The 18238-nt window shown below is 37.8% G+C and carries 14 protein-coding genes and 1 pseudogene; 7 read left to right on the top strand and 8 right to left on the bottom strand.

The genetic code is table 11. From position 1 onward, the window contains the following. Positions 1-17: 17 nt before the first annotated feature. A complete protein-coding gene (gene gcvH, locus AC2D3N_RS06360; RefSeq protein ID WP_484693736.1) occupies positions 18-407 on the bottom strand; it encodes a glycine cleavage system protein GcvH in 390 nt (129 codons plus the stop codon). Positions 408-498: 91 nt separating this feature from the next. On the opposite strand from gcvH, the gene AC2D3N_RS06355 reads away from it, so the two are divergent. The 5 genes and pseudogenes from AC2D3N_RS06355 (at position 499) to AC2D3N_RS06335 (ending at position 7326) form a co-directional block, all read left to right on the top strand. Next, complete coding sequence (locus AC2D3N_RS06355; RefSeq protein WP_484693119.1) at positions 499-1320, top strand: alpha/beta hydrolase; 822 nt, start codon at positions 499-501, stop codon at positions 1318-1320. Positions 1321-1695: 375 nt separating this feature from the next. After that, positions 1696-3531, top strand: coding sequence for an NAD(P)H-quinone oxidoreductase subunit F (locus AC2D3N_RS06350; RefSeq protein WP_484693118.1), 1836 nt, complete (start codon positions 1696-1698; stop codon positions 3529-3531). Between the two features lie 80 nt (positions 3532-3611). Beyond that, positions 3612-4316 (top strand): carbonic anhydrase, encoded by a 705-nt coding sequence (locus tag AC2D3N_RS06345; RefSeq protein ID WP_484693117.1) that lies wholly within the window; start codon positions 3612-3614, stop codon positions 4314-4316. Positions 4317-4433: 117 nt separating this feature from the next. Continuing rightward, positions 4434-5928 (top strand): annotated as a pseudogene (locus AC2D3N_RS06340) (NADH-quinone oxidoreductase subunit M). Positions 5929-6033: 105 nt separating this feature from the next. Continuing rightward, entirely contained in the window at positions 6034-7326 is a 1293-nt protein-coding gene (locus tag AC2D3N_RS06335; RefSeq protein ID WP_484693116.1) for a CO2 hydration protein, read from the top strand. A gap of 130 nt (positions 7327-7456) precedes the next feature. Here the strand turns inward: AC2D3N_RS06335 and AC2D3N_RS06330 are convergent, their stop codons facing one another. The 4 genes from AC2D3N_RS06330 to AC2D3N_RS06315 all read right to left on the bottom strand — a co-directional run bounded on the left by AC2D3N_RS06330 (position 7457) and on the right by AC2D3N_RS06315 (position 10607). Further along, on the bottom strand, positions 7457-7756 hold the full coding sequence (locus tag AC2D3N_RS06330; RefSeq protein WP_234996606.1) for a DNA cytosine methyltransferase: 300 nt from the start codon (positions 7754-7756) through the stop codon (positions 7457-7459). A 145-nt stretch (positions 7757-7901) separates the two neighbouring features. After that, on the bottom strand, positions 7902-8303 hold the full coding sequence (locus AC2D3N_RS06325; protein ID WP_484693115.1) for a fasciclin domain-containing protein: 402 nt from the start codon (positions 8301-8303) through the stop codon (positions 7902-7904). Positions 8304-8367: 64 nt separating this feature from the next. After that, positions 8368-10032, bottom strand: coding sequence for a hypothetical protein (locus AC2D3N_RS06320; RefSeq protein WP_484693114.1), 1665 nt, complete (start codon positions 10030-10032; stop codon positions 8368-8370). A 287-nt stretch (positions 10033-10319) separates the two neighbouring features. Further along, positions 10320-10607, bottom strand: coding sequence for a hypothetical protein (locus tag AC2D3N_RS06315; protein ID WP_484693113.1), 288 nt, complete (start codon positions 10605-10607; stop codon positions 10320-10322). A gap of 245 nt (positions 10608-10852) precedes the next feature. On the opposite strand from AC2D3N_RS06315, the gene AC2D3N_RS06310 reads away from it, so the two are divergent. Then, the gene (locus AC2D3N_RS06310) at positions 10853-11644 is read left to right on the top strand and encodes an MlaE family lipid ABC transporter permease subunit (protein ID WP_026794222.1); all 792 of its coding nucleotides are present in this window, start codon (positions 10853-10855) and stop codon (positions 11642-11644) included. A gap of 71 nt (positions 11645-11715) precedes the next feature. Continuing rightward, positions 11716-12141, top strand: coding sequence for a DUF3119 family protein (locus tag AC2D3N_RS06305; RefSeq protein ID WP_484693112.1), 426 nt, complete (start codon positions 11716-11718; stop codon positions 12139-12141). A 334-nt stretch (positions 12142-12475) separates the two neighbouring features. Here the strand turns inward: AC2D3N_RS06305 and AC2D3N_RS06300 are convergent, their stop codons facing one another. The 3 genes from AC2D3N_RS06300 to AC2D3N_RS06290 form a co-directional block, all read right to left on the bottom strand. Then, positions 12476-15526, bottom strand: coding sequence for a plasmid replication protein, CyRepA1 family (locus AC2D3N_RS06300; RefSeq protein ID WP_484693111.1), 3051 nt, complete (start codon positions 15524-15526; stop codon positions 12476-12478). Between the two features lie 202 nt (positions 15527-15728). Next, a complete protein-coding gene (locus AC2D3N_RS06295) occupies positions 15729-17795 on the bottom strand; it encodes an AAA family ATPase (protein WP_079677234.1) in 2067 nt (688 codons plus the stop codon). Continuing rightward, positions 17792-18031: a hypothetical protein gene (locus AC2D3N_RS06290; protein WP_042156089.1), complete on the bottom strand. Its 240-nt coding sequence runs from the start codon at positions 18029-18031 to the stop codon at positions 17792-17794. Before AC2D3N_RS06290 ends, AC2D3N_RS06295 begins: the two co-directional genes overlap by 4 nt. Between the last annotated feature and the right edge of the window lie 207 nt (positions 18032-18238).

Raw genomic sequence — 18238 nt, 5'->3', positions numbered from 1 at the left:
AAACCCAAAATCCTCTGTTAAACGCCTTGAACTAAGTCTTGATATTGTTCTGCGGATAAGGCATCATCTAAATCACTCAGGTTATCAACCTGAACTTTGATTAACCATCCTTCTCCATAGGGATCATCAGATATAATTTCAGGGGAATTTTCAAGGTTCGTATTGCATTCAATCACTTTCCCACTGATCGGTGCATAGAACTCTGCAACGGCTTTCACAGATTCAAGCGTTCCATACTCTGCCCCTTTCTCAAACCAAGTATCCTGGTTCGGTAGTTCTACAAAAACGATCTCTCCGAGTTGCTGCACGGCAAAGATTGTAATGCCAATGGTGGCAATTTCGCCATCAAGTCTGATATATTCGTGGCTATCTGAATATCTGAGGTCATTAGGATAGTTCATGGTAATTCCTCACAATCGATTAACTCTATTAATTGTTCACCAAATCTATTAAACTACAAAATCAGAATAAAAACAGCTTTGCCTCATAAAGATTATTATGAATCCTCAGACTTTGTTCAAACGCTTTGTTATGGGCGAGTTTTCCCTGAAACGAATGATCCGTTTTCTGATAATTCTCTATGTCGATGTTGGGGTTTGGGCATATTTATATTCTGAACGTTTAATTTTTGTTCCTCAACCTTCTAGTTATCAACTAACTCCAGAATTCCTAACCCTAAAAATAGAGCCAGGTGTAAATATCACAGCCTTATATTTACCGAATCCTAAAGCTAAATATACTATTCTTTATAGTCATGGCAATGCGGAAGATTTAGGAGATATTCGCGTTGTCTTAGAATTACTTCGTCAGATGGGATTTGCGGTTTTTTCCTATGATTATCCGGGCTATGGCATGAGTGCGGGAGAACCCTCGGAACTGGGTGCTTATCAAGCCATTGATGCTGCTTATAATTATCTCACACAACAGTTAAAAATTCCTCCGAATCAGATTATTGTTTATGGCCGTTCTCTGGGTGGGGGGCCATCGGTGGATTTAGCCTCCCGTCAACCTGTGGCGGGTTTGGTTCTGGAAAGTACCTTTGTTAGCACCTTTCGAGTTAAAATAGACTTGCCTTTATATCCTTTTGATAAGTTTCCCAATCTGAGCAAAATTCCTTTGATTAAAGCTCCAGTTTTAGTGATTCATGGAACTGCTGATCAAGTGATTCCTTTTAGTCACGGACAACGATTATTTGCAGCCGTAAATACTCCTAAATTGTCTTTTTGGGTGGAAGGAGCTGATCATAATGATGTCAGTGAAGTGGCGGGCGATCGCTATGAACAGATATTAAAAGAATTTGTCCAAACTATTATAAATTAAATCTTTCTCTATTGTAGATTTGTTGGCCTGTTGTTGCATGAATTTATGTTACAATCGCAGTGCTTTTTTAAAATTTAGCCACGATCTAAATTATATTTTTATTTAGTCAGAAAATGTCAATTGTTAAAAAAAAGGGGAGGAAAGGCTTAAATATAAGCAAAATCTATAGCATTTATCAGATATACCTGTCATATTGATATGCTTTTGGATATACTCATATACTAATGTCTATGGTATGGTTATATTCAACAGCAAAAAGTCTATGTAGCTTTTTGAATTCCTCGCGACTTCAAAAAGCTACATAGCCCTTGGGATAAGGTCTTTCCCCCAAGGTAATTCTTCATATTTCTGCAAACTGATCAATAGGTCGCACCAATGACTGATTTTTTCGTAAAAACCATTTGGTGGATACCCTGCTACCCATTAATCGGAGCTTTGTTATCTACCCTCTGGTTTCCGTCTATTATTCGGCGCACTGGCCCCCGTCCAGCCGGATATGTCAATATTATCACCACCCTATTCGCCTTTGTACATGGGTTATTCGCCCTAACTGAAATTTGGGGTCAACCTCCCCAACAGTTAATCATTCCCTGGTTTAGCATCGTTAACCTCAACTTGGATATCCCATTAGAAGTCTCTGTTGTCACCGTTGCTGCCACCTTAGTTATTACTGGGTTAAATGTTTTAGCCCAAATTTACGCCGTCGGTTATATGGAAATGGACTGGGGCTGGTCGCGATTCTATTCCCTATTAGCCTTATTTGAAGCCGGGTTATGTGGGTTAGTCCTGTGTAATTCCCTATTCCACAGTTACATAATTCTGGAAGTCCTCACATTAGGAACTTATTTATTAGTGGGATTATGGTTTAATCAACCCTTAGTTGTCACCGGGGCTAGAGATGCCTTTTTAACCAAACGGGTCGGAGACTTATTTCTATTAATGGGAGTAGTTGCCCTATTTCCCCTCGCCGGAACTTGGAATTTTACGGAATTAGCCCAATGGTCACAAACGGCCCAACTTGACCCGAAAGTTGCCACTCTATTAGGGTTAGCATTACTGGCAGGGCCACTAGGAAAATGTGCTCAATTTCCCCTACATTTATGGTTAGATGAAGCCATGGAAGGCCCCCTTCCTAGTACAATTTTACGCAATTCTGTTGTCGTTGCCTCTGGAGCTTGGGTATTAGTCAAAGTGCAGCCCGTTTTAGCCTTGTCTCCTTTGGTAACGTCAACTATGGTATTTATTGGGTTAGCAACTTCCGTGGGAGCCAGTTGTATTGCTATTGCTCAAATTGATATAAAACGCGCCCTTTCCTATTCCGTTAGTGCCTATATGGGCATCACCTTTATTGCCGTTGGAACTGGACAAACCCAAGCGGCTCTTTCTCTGCTATTTACCTATGCCTTACCGATGGCATTATTAGTTATGACCACCGGGGGAATTATTAGTAATAATGTTACCCAAGATTTAACCCAATATGGCGGTTTATGGTCACGGCGTCCGATATCGGGATTGTGTTTTTTAGTCGGAATGACCTCCTTAGTTGCTGTTCCTCCCTTTGGCGGTTTTTGGACGATATTAGAGTTAGCAGAAACCCTCTGGAACACTCAACCTGCTATTGCGCTTTGCCTGTTTTTAGTTAATGGTTTAACCGTCTTTAGTTTAACCCGTGAATTTGGGTTGATTTTTACGGGAAAACCCAAACAAATGACCACCCGTTCTCAGGAAGTTTTATGGGCAATGGTATTACCTATGACCATTTTAGCGGGATTTTGTCTGCATATTCCCTTGTTATTAAAACAATGGAATTTGTTACCCCAATGGGAAACAATTAATCTAACAGTTGCGGGTTTATTAATCACCTCGACGGTTTTAGGATGGGGACTTAGTGCTGGAATTTATTGGAATAGTAATTGGCCAAAACCTGTTAAACTGCCCTCTCAAGCTGTACAAGACTTCTTTGCTTACGATTTTTACACAGCAAAACTGTATCGAGTCACGATTATTTTTATAGTCGGCTTCATCTCTAATATTATGTATTGGATTGACCGCTATATCGTGGATGGATTTGTTAACCTAGTGGGAATAGCAACGATTTTTAGTGGGCAAAGTTTGAAATACAATGTTTCTGGCCAAACCCAATTTTATGCCTTGACGATCATTTTTGGAGTAACTTTACTTTTAGGATTTTTTACACTTAATTTGTTTTAAAAGAGTTCCCAATTTTCATCTATAATCCATCCAAAGGATTAATTTTCTGAATGTTCCAATCCACTTAATGTAAAAAAATCATGAACACAACTCAACAAAACTTAAGCATTTCCCGTCGGAATTTATTAAAGTTTGGTGCAGGAGTAGCAGGAACTGCGGCTTTAACTGCGGGATTAGGAACAAAAGTAAATTTGTTCAAAGCTCAACCTGCCGTTGCCCAAAACAATATTACTCCCGATGAAGCGTTAAACCAACTGTTAGAAGGAAACCGACGGTTTATCGACAATAAACGAAAAAGTCCTAATCAAACCATGACCAGAGTTCAAGAAGTTGCCCAAGGACAAGCCCCCTTTGCCGCTATTCTCAGTTGTGCAGATTCTCGGGTGCCTGCGGAAATTATTTTTGACCAGGGTTTTGGAGATTTATTCGTAGTTAGAAATGCCGGAAATGTTGCTACTTCTGAAGAAATTGGTAGTCTTGAATTTGGAACATTAGTGTTAGGAGCAAAAGTCCTGATGGTGATTGGACATCAAAATTGTGGCGCAGTCAAAGCTACTATTGCTGGCAATGCAGTTCCGGGTCAAATTTCCAGCATTTTGGATGCCATTAAACCGGCGATAAAGCCTAATCAAACTTTAGAAGAAAGCATCATTTCTAATGTTAAATTTGTCATCAGTCGTTTACAGGCTTCTCCAGTTATTTCCCAACTAGTTAAAGAAGGGAAATTAAAAATAGTAGGAAGCTACTATAACTTAGAAACCGGAATGATAAAAGTTGTGGCTTAAAGCTAACTGAAGCAAGTTTATCAAACAAACCATCTAAAACTTTGATAAACTTGCTAATTTCTGAATAATTTAGTCATTGGTTAACTTAAATATCCCTGTTCCTCCCACCCTAAACTTATGTTGAGTGCTTTAATTATTATTCCAGTTTTGGCAGTTCTATTAATTGGACTCTTGCCCAAACAATTCTCGGCTTCTCAAGTTCGTTCCATTGCTTTAGCAATAACAGGTGTGATTTTAATTTGGACAATAAAACTCAGCTTTGATTTTGATTTAACCAATCCTAATTTCCAATTGCAAGAATATTTAGCTTGGATTCCCCAATTAGGACTATCCTATAGTTTAGGAATAGATGGTTTATCCTTTCCTCTAATCGCTTTAAGCGGGGTTTTAACCTTTATTGTCATTGCCAGCAGTCACGGAAATCTGGAGCGTCCTCGCCTCTACTACTCAATGATTTTATTAGTGAATGCGGCAATTGCTGGAGCCTTTTTATCTCAAAACTTACTCCTGTTTGTTTTATTCTATGAATTAGAATTAATCCCCATTTATCTTTTAATTAGCATTTGGGGTGGTGAAAAACGTGCCTATGCAGGGATGAAATTTCTGATTTATACTGCCCTTTCTGGGATTCTAATTTTAGCCGGATTTTTAGGCATGGCGTGGCTAAGTGATGCCGGAAGTTTTGATTATTCTGCCATTCAAACCCAGAACTTTGAATTAACAACTCAGTTAATTTTGCTCACCATTTTACTATTAGGATTTGGGATCAAAATTCCCCTAGTTCCCCTGCACACTTGGTTACCCGATGCCTATGTCGAATCTTCTCCCCCCGTGACAATTTTATTAGGAGGAATTTTAGCTAAATTAGGAGCTTATGGTTTAATTCGTTTTGGTTTACAACTGTTTCCTGATGCTTGGCAAGTTATTAGCCCTACCCTGGCAACAATCGGGGTAATTAGTGTGTTATATGGAGCCCTAACCGCTATTGCTCAACAGGATATTAAACGCATGGTAGCCTATAGTTCTATTGGTCACATGGGTTATATTTTAGTAGCGGCGGCGGCGGCGAATGAATTAAGCTTAATTGGGGCAATTGCTCAAATGGTAGCCCACGGTTTAATCTTGGCAATTCTGTTTCAATTAGTTGGAATTGTAGAAGAAAAAGTCGGAACCAGGGACTTAAATATTCTAAATGGTTTAATGAATCCCATTCGCGGTTTACCCCTAACTAGTGCTTTATTAATTATGGCAGGAATGGCGAGTGCTGGTATCCCTGGTTTAGTGGGATTTGTCGCCGAGTTTCCCGTCTTTCAAGGGACATTTTCTGTCTTCCCAATTCACAGTTTACTGTGTATTATTGCCTCCGGTTTAACGGCTGTTTATTTTGTGATTCTCCTCAACCGAACTTGTTTTGGTAAACTGGATAATAAATTAGCTTATTACCCGAAAGTTACCTTCTCAGAACAAGCTCCCGCATTAATTTTAGCCGCGTTCATTTTCATTCTCGGGATACAACCTACTTGGTTATTTCGATGGATGGAAACCCACCGCCCAAGCCATGGTTATTGCCTTAAATCAATCTGTTCCTACCCAAATTGCCATTAAACAATAAACCCCTAGGTCGGGTTCAAATCAATCTTTCTGAACCCACCATTAACCTAACTAGACCCGCCCTATTTATCCCAATTTTTAACAACAATTAAAACCAGGAAAAATCATGAAAACTGCAACTTTATCTCAAACAAAATTACCCCCCTCAACCCATGAATTTTCCGAGATTATTCACCGCTTAGAGGCTGGGGGTGCAATGTTACCCGATACCCCAGAAAACCTAATGCAAATTATCGGGATTTATAAAGCCTATGCAGTGCCAATGGATTTCTATTGGCGGGATTTACTTTATATTGCAGAACAAGTGTTTTTAAATCCCTTACCCTTTTTAAAATACTTCATTCCTCAAGAATATTTAGACTTGCATAATCATTATGCAGGCGATGATGCCGATTTAAGAATTTGGCGAGGAGAAGCAACAGCACACCCGGAATTATTAGCCTTTATAGAAAAGGGTGAAACTGTAAAAATGCCAAAATTATTACATCATTTATGGCATGATCGAGTTAATATGGAATTTGCCGAAGCTTGTATGCAAGCAATGTTTTGGCATCGAGATATGGGAGGACAATTTGATCCCTATTTAGATACCGATGAATATAAAGCTAATGCCGATAAAGCCATTAAAGCCTATTTTAAGAAAAATCCGATGATGATGGGATTATATAACCTATTCCCGGATTTATTCTTAGAACAGGTCAAAATGATGTCCTATTATAGTAATTTAGGATTATTCTGGGAAGTGATGGCGCCAGTATTTTTTGAAATGAGTGATCTTTATGATGAAGGCAAAATTACTAGTGTTCCTGAAGCGATGAATTTTCTGGTTAATGGGATTTTTGCCATTGCTGGACGACCTATTTATCATCATGTTTATATTGATGGGAAATGCTATGAAATTATCCCTAAATCTAAAGGGTTTATGTGGTTATATGAGGCGGCATTACCCTACGTTGAAGCGGTGTTTTATCGCACGTCTCCCTTCCGAGGAACCAAGTCTTATAATGCTCAAGCGAAACAAGTTCCTGATGATCAAAATGACTTCCATTATGGGATTCTTTATGCTGATATTTTTCCCGTTGGGACAGCGGGAATTCCTCCTACATTATTAATGCAAGATATGTTACATTTCTTGCCGCCTTATTTAGTCGAATATTATCAAAAACATTGCCGAGGTGAGGATGATATGTTGATTCAGTTGGCGAATACTTTCCAACGGTCAATGTATTGTGTAACTTCTGCGGTAATTCAAGCGTTACGCACGGCTTTACTGTATCCTTTAGATGATCAAAATCCTAAACATTTGATCGCAAATCGGCAATTTTTTGAAGCTCAATTAGATCGGTTTAAACGCCCTGAAGCACGATTAAGAGATATTCAAAACTCTGATTATCGTTAAATTGGATGTAGGGTGTAGGATTAGTTGTTTAATGTTTATCCGATTAAATTTTCTACACCCTCGATTCCTAAAGTGGCTTGGTCGATGATTCTTGTGTATTGTAATCGCCATTGTAAGGCATTAGAAATCGTTAAATAGTAGAAGCAACTCCATTAATACCAAAAATAGTATACCCTAACCTTGCACCTCCCTCTTGATTATCTTCTAAACTGATAGGGTTAAAATCAGATTTACAACGAGTTCCAAAAATAAAAATCCGCTCACGGTTTTGAGGAATACCAAAATTAATCGGACTAATAATTCGCCATTCAATCAAATAATTAAGAGACGCTAAAGCATTTAAAATAACTTTAAAATGGTGTCCCTGTTCCATGGTTAAAATACGTTTGACATTCTCTAATAAAAAATACTCTGGTTTTTTCGTATCTATAATTTATACAATTCTTTCAAATAGGGTTCCGCTTTTATTCTCCTTAATTAATAATTATTAATCTTGATAGAGATTTTTAGATTAATTTAATACCCATGTTTTGGGCGAGGAGACCTCGCCCCTACGGGTTATTTTTCCTAATCAATTAACCCATTAAAATCACGGTATCAATGACATGAATAATGCCATTATCCGCTTCAATATCGGGAGCAAGTACCGTGGCATTTTTGACTTCAAAACCATCGGAACAGTTAATGGGAATGGGTGAACCTTCCAAGGAAGTAACAGAACCTAATTTTTCTAAATCGGCTTTTGTTAGTTTACCCGAAACGACATGAAATTTTAGAATTCTAGCCAACTGCGGTGGATTTTGAACTAAGGTTTGTACTGTTCCAGGGGGAAGTTTTGCAAACGCTTCGTCATTAGGTGCAAACACAGTAAAAGGGCCAGGACTTTTCAAGGCTTCTACTAAACCTGCGGCTTGAACAGCGGCTACCAGGGTTGTAAATGAACCCGCACCTACAGCAATATCAACAATATCAGCCATGGAGAGAATTTAACCTAATTAAAAAAGAGTGCCTCTAAAAATAGTAAACGAATTTTGAACAGAATTAGAAACCATTGCTAGAATTGGAAAAAGTTGGCAATTGGTAAGTGCTGATTACTTCAGACATTAACTTGAGATTACTCATAGCTAAACTCTTAACATCACTTCCTAATTCGGTCGGGGTTAATTTCCATAATTCATTGCCATGTATGCCATCATCAGCGAGTAGATAAAGTGTATTATTCACATCAACGGGAATGGAAGGATCAGAACTTCCTTTTCCTCGGTTAATATCTGCCACCATCATTGTACCTGTTTCTGTACCATTACTCATCCATAATTCTGTACCATAAGTTGGATCAGTTAATTGAAAATAAAGGATGTTATTGATGGATTCTAATTTTTTTTTGCTAAAAGGGAAACTGGCATTGGGAAAATTTTTGACTAATGTTGTCCCGACATCTGTACCGTCAGTCTTCCATAATTGAGCCGTTGATATCTTGGTATTATCGTCGTATTTTGATATTTGAAAATACAAGTTATTGTCAATAGTTTCCCAGTCCTCAATTGATAAATCTCCTACATCTTTGATTAAACTAATATTGCCATTATTTCCATCTATTTTCCATAACTGATTGTTGGATATCTTGGTAAGAGAGTCATAATTATTCCGAAAAAAATACAAGATATTGTTGACTGTTGTTAAGTGATCTGGAGAATAATTTCCTAAGTCTTGAACTAAGGTTGTCCCGGTATCTGTGCCATCACTTTTCCATAATTCATAGGTTTTTTTATTGTTATTTTCTGGGTAAGAGACGGATACGGAAAAGTAAAAAGTATTGTTGAGTTCTCCCCAAAATTTATTAATATCTCTGATGCTGCCAAAATCTTTAACGACAGTTGTTCCTGTATTAGTTCCATCACTTTGCCAGAGTTGATAATTTACGGGAACCTCTGGCGAATATTGACTATTAACTTCAAAGTATAAGGTATTATTGATAATGGCTGTGTTATCTTCAAAAGTATCACAAAATATTGAATCACCAAAGTCTTTAACCAAGGTTATTCCTGCTTCTGTACCATCGGTTTTCCACAACTGAACCGCAGAGGGAAGGTTAATGGTAGCAAGATCTATATGCAAAACGTTCTTGTCGTTATTAACATCTAAATACAAAACGTTGTTAATTTCTCTGAAATTAGATATAGTATGGCTGAAATCTTTTACTAAAATTGTTCCTGTTTCAGTTCCATCTGTTTTCCATAACTGCTCATCATAGGAGGAGCCTGCTGTAGTAAAATAAAGGTTATTCTCAGTAGGGATAAAAGTATTGATATTCAAAGAACTTCCCAAGTCTTTAACTAACTGAACTCCTGTATCTGTGCCATCAGTTTTCCACAACTGCAAGCTTGAGGTCATTGTGCTAGGATCTGGATTGATGACTTGAAAATATAGGGTGTTGTTATCTACTTTCAAGGCTGAGGAACCGTGAGAGGATAAACCTTGATCTTTAACTAAATTAGTACCCGCTTCTGTGCCATCACTTTTCCACAACTGTTCCTTGGCTGAATAGGAATAATAACAAGATCCAGTTTGATCAGCTTGAAAATATAGGGTGTTATTGAAATTTGTTAACTGATCTGCGGAAAGGTCAAACTGTCCGGGAAAAATATCTTTAACGAGTTCGGCTTTCCAAGGAGAAATAATGGTTAAATCTTGAACCGTTGACATACAATTATGCTCCTTTTTACAGTTTTAAGTTATTTTGTGAAAGGGCTGGGTAAAAATATAACTTCCTAGGAGGCTTTCCAAGCAGATGAACCTGTTTATATTACTTTTAAGTATATATACTTAACAATTTTAATTTTCTAAAAATGGTATTGTTCTTTTCTTAATCATTTCTTCAATAAATTATTTAGATGTATATTTATTTATTAACTATTATTAATATACGGATTCAATCCGTATATTAATCTTTCCAGCCTAGTTTTATAATCAAATATTAATAATTGTAAATTTTAATTGCTACGGAAGTTTTGACAGCAAGCATAGGTATCGAATAACCCGCCCACTAAACTAAAGGTTAGAGCAATAACCAAACAACCTTGTAAGGGATGTCCATTGCCAAAGGTGGCAAGAAATTTAAGCATTTGGTGACAGCCCAACGTCCCTAAATTTTGTATAATAGGCAGGTGACTCATCAGGACAAAGGTGATTAATCCCACGGCAATCAATAAGAGCGGGGCGATAAAACTAAAGGTAATTGCTAGTAGCAAAGAACGAAGGAAATGGGGCAAAATACTCATAAATTTGTCCAAAGGAGATCAGCTATCTTCAACTTGTTGGCGAGTGCCGTTGACTTCAGTTAGATTGGAGATCAGGGAAAATCTAGCCTATCAATTTCTAAGATAGGAGCGATCGCCCATTTTAATCGAATCTGTGAGAAATCTTAAATATAAAGTTAAAAAAATTAAGATTTATGCTTTATAAATCTTGTTGAAGATTTGTATATTTCTAAGTATCGGTTGAACTTTATCCCGTTGTGATTCCCTTGAGTAATTCTAAAACTCGTTCCAGCTTTGGACTTTGGCTACAGCGATTTATGGCCGCCCTGTTATTGGCGGGTCAGGTGGTGGTGCATTTACTCCAGGGTAAAATTCACCGTCGTAACACTTTGGAACAAATGGTAATAGTTGGCCCAGAATCCTTGATGATTGCTCTGCTCACGGCGAGTTTTGTGGGAATGGTATTCACGATTCAAGTAGCACGGGAATTTGTCGCTTTGGGGGCTGTGAATATTGTCGGGGGAGTTCTGGCCCTGTCCCTGGCCCGGGAACTCAGTCCGGTATTAACGGCCGTCATTGTCGCCGGGCGAGTCTGTTCGGCTTTTGCGGCGGAAATCGGCACAATGCGGGTCACGGAACAAATTGATGCTCTTTATATGTTAAAAACTGACCCGGTGGATTATTTAGTAATTCCCAGGGTAATCGCCTGTTGTTCGATGTTACCAATTTTAACCGTAATTTGTTTAGTGACAGGATTAGCAGGCGGCCTATTAATTTCTACTACTATGTACAATATTTCTTCAACGGTCTTTTTAGATTCAGTACGGAATTTTCTACAAGTTTGGGATGTTTGTAGTGGGTTAGTTAAAGGCTTAGTTTTTGGGGCGACCATTGCCATTATTGGAACCAGTTGGGGATTAACTACCACCGGAGGAGCAAAAGGTGTCGGTCAGTCCACCACAACGGCCGTTGTCACCGCCCTATTATCTATTTTTATTATCGATTTTTTCCTATCTTGGATTATGTTTCAAGGGATGGGAAGCTCCGTCAAGGGTTGATAAATTTTTAAGATATTTGCCTGATAATACCCGCACTAGCTGCAAAAATGATGATAATTTTGGTAGAATTTATGGAACTGCTTTTGACTCAAAAAAAACAAATGACCACAACACCCACAACCCAAACATCTAATATCGTTGAGTTACCTCCGAATTATATAATTCCGATGGTGCTGCTGATTAGTGCTTTTCCCCTATTTTTAATTCAAAGATGGGTGAGTTTAGGGATTGCAATTTTTGCCCTATTTTTGTTAGTGCAAACCGCCCTCATTCGTCTGCAATTCACCCCCACGGATTTAGACGTTTATCGTTCGGGTAAACTACTGCGTCGATTTCCCTACCAAGACTGGATAAACTGGGAAATTTTTTGGACTCCTGTACCCATTTTATTCTATTTTAGGGAAGTCAAAAGCATTCACTTTTTGCCGATTATTTTTGATGCTAAATTGTTAGAAACCTGTTTAAAACAACATTGTGGCAGTTTAAAACAGAATTAACAATTAGTTCGGTGGCTAAGTCATCACTTTTTTTAACGGAATGTTAATTAATCCCATAAAAAAGAGGATGGGAAAAGACTACCGATGCAGCAAATCGCTGGCGGTGAAGTCTTTTCCTCCGTTATAGCAGTCGCCACATCTATTAGGACATTCTTGAAAGCTAAAAGCTGCTCACAGTAAGCTGTTCAGTATCTAAATTAGTTATGCAGAAATCTTGAATTTTATGCAGTGCGTTGGCGAAGCCCTGCGTCAGCAGCGCGTCCTCGCACGAAGCGAATATACAGTTTAAATGCACAACAGCTTAAGTATTTACCTATTGCCCATTGCCTATTCCCTATTGCCTCTTGCTATAACTATTACCTGGCATAAATAAAGAGAGTTGGATATAGTCAGGAGTAAATCGGAAAGGGTCAGGAGCAGGCGTATTTTTAGATAAAATCCTGTCTAATTGACCCGGATATTGACCCTCTAATTTTAACCAATGTTGCAGGATTTCTTCTCGGTTATCTTGGGGGTCAACCAGGTGATAAACTCGGACTCGTTTTTTCCCTTCACTTTGGGAGCGCACACAGGTTAAACGATAACCAATTTTATCTAAAAACCGCCGTAAAATAGTAATCGGACTTGAATTTTTAGCCAGTCCAATACCAATAATAGTCTTGATGGCATTGCGATCTTTTAGGGCTATTTCGGCAATGGTTTGTAAGTCAGCATCGGTATTTTTTAAATCTCGTTTTGGATTTTTCAGTAAAGCAGGAATCCCCAATAATTCCATAATCCCAATGATAGCTCCTAACTGAGAACGGTTAAAATCAGGAGCAAAAATATTTCCCTGTCCCTGTTCCATTAACCGTCTAGCAATCAGGGCATCTCGACCGATTAAATAGGGACGACCAACGGTTAAGAAATAGTGGATTCTGAGTTGTTCATACCATCCTTGATCATCTTTATTAATCACATCTGAATTAACAGCAATACCATAACGTAATTTCAACTCATGTTTACGGATAGCCCGGCGTTCTTCCGTGGTTTTGACTAATTGTTGTTGGAGATAGTAATATTGACTATCGCTCAGATCTGGAGCGTTAATCACCGCCACGGATTCCGCTTGATAATTCTGATCTTTGACTGCTAGAATTAGTTCGTTGAGACTAGGACGTTCTGAACATTCGGGTTTAAATTTTTGAGTGGATTTAATCGAATTTTTAGGTATTTTTTTGGCCTGTGGCATCTCAATAATTTGATGACCCTCTGCCATTAACGCAGTTAAAATTGTCTCTCGATAACGCGCCATGCCTGCATTAAATCGCACTGCCATTTTTGCCCAACCCATTAAGGATTCCGCTTGAAATCCTATTTCTAAATCATCTAATTCTTCAAAATCAGATTGTTGTAATAGACGAATATTTAGGCGGGTTAATTTTTGTCCGCTACTGAGTAAAGAACTCATGGAGGTTGCCCCATTTCCTACTTGATTAAATCCTCGGTTTGCCATCCAAATAAATCGCGGAATATTCTCTCGAATTCGTCCCAAGGCTTGACGAACAGAATTTTCCGCTTGAATCCCTTGAAATATTCCCCAAACCGAGGTAAAATGGTTATTAATCTCAATACTAACTCCCGTTTCAATTGAGGGCGATGCTAATACAATATCATACTGTTTTAGCACATGATTCAAATTAGAAATTGCGCCATAAGCTTGATGGCTGGGATCGGCTAAGGATTCGGAATCTATTCTTAAAATAGAGCGATCGGGAAATTGGGTTTGTAAATAGGTTTCTAGGGTACGAGTTCCCCATTGACTGGCTAATTTTTGAGCAGACAAACAGACAAAAGGTTTCCCCCCTTCGGCAATATGTTGTTCTAGGTCTTTCACTAGTTGGTCGGGGGTATTTCCTAAGTAATTATGAATTTTCCAGGCTTCATTCCTTGAGGGTTGCCATTCATTTTGAATAATAAAAGGTTGCAGATGTACCCCCGATAGGCTAGTTAAATAATCAATGGAAATATCACTTAAATCGGCATCGGAAATCACCACTTGACCCTTTCCCCCTAAAATATTTTGCATCAGGGTTTTAAAGGATTTAAGGATAGAAACCCGATGGTTTTGACAGGTTTCTGAGTTTAATCCATGCCATAATACTTGTTCAACTTCATCTAAAATAACTAACCCATTTGACCAATCTTTGGCTTGAAATTTTACCCCAGAATTAGGATGGAGAGAATCAATACATAATCCATATCCTAAAGCCGAATTATGGGTGTCAATAGGGGATTTCATATATTGTAATCCAAATCGTTGACAGAGGGCTTCAATTAATCGAACTCGATGACCAATGACTAATACCCACTTACCGTTTTTAATTGCTTCTTGAACTATGTTTTCTAAAATTTTAGTTTTTCCGGTTCCTTTAGGAGATTTAATCGCAATTAATTTAGCGGATTCAGGTATTTTTATTGAGGATAAATAACGACTATTTAGATCAATATTTGCTGGATAAGTTAACCGATTAAAGGAGAAAGCCTTCCAAGTTTCTAAAGGTGTGGCATCTTGATAAGCCTGATCAAATATAATTTGACTTTGTTCTTTAATTAAATCATCAACTCCCTTACCTAACTTGGGATTCCAGGTGACTATATACACAGAACATTCTGCTTTTGTCAATAAATATCCCGTTTGCTGAATAGCTGAATTGACGGCTTTAATAGTTCTAGGTTTGGTATCTTGATCAAATACCATATAAATTTTACGATTGGGATTGACAAATTGCTGTAACTGCTGAATCAAAGCAGGTTTAGCAATTCTATTTCCATATTTATCTCGGGGAACTCGATACCCGCTATGAATCCCCGGAAGTGCGATCGCAATATATCCGGCTGTGAGTAATGCTCCGGCTTTTTTTGCTCCTTCTGTAATACATAAAGGTAGTTCGGGATGAGCAATCACCCATCGCCAAAATCCTAAGTCGGGTTGATGGGTTTGTAGATCAGAAGGATTAATTTTAACCCCATATTTTTGAGCAATTTGTTCCCAAATTGTTCGAGAAATTCTAAGCGCAAAAATCCCCATAGGTGTGTTGGGAGGATGTTCATATTTAATTAATTTACACTCGTCTGAAGTCAAACGGGGTTTAATCGGCTTAAAACAGCCCCATAAATCAGGATTTCCCGTCAAAATATCAATCCCGGAACACCACCAACCCCCATGATAAAGATGTTGATAACGGTTAAGAATAGGCTGAGATATCCGACCTGTATTTAATCGCGGCAGGGTATCAGAATAGAGAAGATAATCCAACGGACGATACCCCTCTAAAGGAATCACATTCAGTTGAGTGAGTTCTTCATCTACACCACTTTCTGTCCATTCTGTTAAATAGTCCATTTCTCTCCCGTTTCAACTGTGGATTTTTAAGCGTAACCCTAGGATGAAAGCATAAGTATAAAATTTTGTAAACGTTTTGACGTCAAAGAGATATCTTGTAAAAAATAAGCACAATTTACCCTAGACAAAAACAAGTTGAGGTGTTATATTGATCAGAGTATATCTAATTGCCTATTATTCAGTTTGAGTATTTTTTATGCGTTTAAAAATCATATTCTACTTCTAAAATTTCCGTATATTCAAATTCATTGGGACTTTGATGGACTAAGGGATAACGATTTCCGGCTAATTCTATCCAGTCTTCCTCACAATCGGTTTTAGGAGAATTGTAGGATAAAATATATTCCCGTCCGATACGTTTTTCCATTTCTCGCGCCACTTCTCCTCGCCATTGGGTTTTAGTTACTAAAACAATTAATTGATTCGCTAATTGAGGAATAATACTCGCAATTTGTCGGCGATAAATTTCATCTAAACTGCCAAAAGGAGAGTCCATAACAATCGGAAAGGTACTACTATCGGGGCCCATTAAGGTATTTTTTTGACTCCATTCCCTCACCCCTTCAATAATTCCCCCAATAAATGATAAACTTAAAATTTGATTTTCTCCCGTGGAAGCGGCGACTTCGGCCTCCTCTCCGGCGGTAGTTTCTACTAATTTTAATTCATATTTTTCGGTTAATTTGGGTACATAAGGCGTAAAGGAAATTTGACTAAATAGCTTCTGAACTCGTTTTTCTAACTGATAGCGAAATTGTTGGTCTAAACGGTCTTTAACTTCATTTAAACGCAGAATCGTATCCTGAGTAACCGCAATTCTTCTTTGAACTAAGAGTTGTTTCATTTCATTCATTTGCTGCTTATCGATTTGTCGAGATAAACTCTCAATAGTCTGTTTAAAGGTTTGGATTTGTTGCTGATTTGAACCTGTTTCTCGATTCATTTCACTAATTTTAAGTTCAATTTCATCTACACGTTTTTGTAACTCCTGAATGTCCTCATCAGGAAACTTTCTAAGTTTATTAGTAATACTATCGAGTTCATTTTCAACCCTTTGTAATTCCTCTCTACAAGTTTGAATATTAAGTTGTTGACGATTAATTTCTTCCCAAAATTGAATCCCTTGTTTATCTAATTCATCGACTTGGGTACTCAAACGAATCGCCGTTTCATCAATATCCGCAGTCCCAGCCCGATTTAATAGGTGTTCAACCTGTGCACATTCAGTTTTTCCAGAAATTAATTCCGCCCCACAAATACACTTTTTTTGCTCTAATAAATTTTGCACAAACTGTTTTGTAATTCCAGTATTTAACTCTCCTCGTTCTCGCATACCTGAAAATAAACTTCTAAATTCCGCCGTTAATTCCGGGATTAAAACCGTATAGGCTTTAGTAGAAATAGCCCGATTAATGGCAACATGAGCTTGATGGAGTTGTTCTCGTAATGATTGTTTTTTGCGCTCTAATTCATCCCGCAACTTTTGTAATTCCGCCGCCCCACTCAACTCCATTAATCTCTCACTTAGGGTTAGTTTTAGCTGTTTTTGGTTATCTAATTCTTGATTAATTTCTGTATGTCTTTGCGACAATTTATCAATTTCCTGTTCGGCTTTTTTCTTGTCTTGTAAATATTTTTTAGTTTCGGGGTTGCCAATAATTGCTAAATCCGTTTCTAAGGATTTTTTAGCCTCTCCCAAATGTTTGATGGCTCGATTTAAAACTTCTACCCCTAATAATTCCTTAGTCGCATCAGAAATTTCTACTTTGCGTTCATCCCTAACAATTTGCTCAATTCTCTCTCCATCAAAAAAGAAATATTGATGTAAACTTAAGGGTAAAATTCGATTAATAATTTCCTCCGGTGGGTGAGGTGGTATTGCCCATCGGCCATCATCTCCAGCCACCTGCATTGATAATTCACTGCGACTCTGTTCTATCTCATTCCCATTTTTATACGCTCGACAAATGCGTTTAACTGAATATCGTTTATGATCATGATCAAAAACTAATTCAACCCAACATCCTATGGCTTTTGTAGGTTCGGCTTCATTTAAAGCTCGTTTATTAACAAGGTGTTCAGAAATAGAAAATGCTGCACTAAACTTTTCATATAAAACCCAAGTGAAAGCATTCATTAAGGTGGTTTTTCCGGCTCCATTATTACCATGAATAACCGTTGTATTCTTTTCTCCAAACCCTAAATGAATTTCTGGAGTTTTCCCATAGAATTGTCGAAAGTTACAGAGTTGAATTGAAATTAATCTCATTTCACCACATCCTTAATAATTTTGAGAATATCATCATTAATATTACGGGGATTTTTCATATACAATTTATCTCGTTCCGCTTGTAATACCCGTTCAATAATTTCTCGCACTTCTGGGGAAGCATTGATAATCGGGTCTTGAGCTTCTTTAGGATTAATGTTATCCCCATAGGTAGATTTTTTCTCCGAGAAAACATTAGCAATAGTGGTAATAATACTTTCAGAATATTTAAACATTTTAATAGGCGTAAAATTGCAATTGTGATCATTTTAATATAAAATCGACAAAAGAATGCGACAAAGCTGAGTTTTAAACCACAAGAGTTGATTAGTCTTAACAAAAATTTATCTTTGCTTGTTGTAATATAAAATACCGAGCTTGTCACCTAATTACCATTAGGCATCGGAAATCTGTTGACAATTGACAATGTGTATACAGATATG

This window comes from Planktothrix sp. PLAVEN19ND (assembly GCF_057220675.1).
This window is presented reverse-complemented; position numbering and strand designations above follow the sequence as displayed.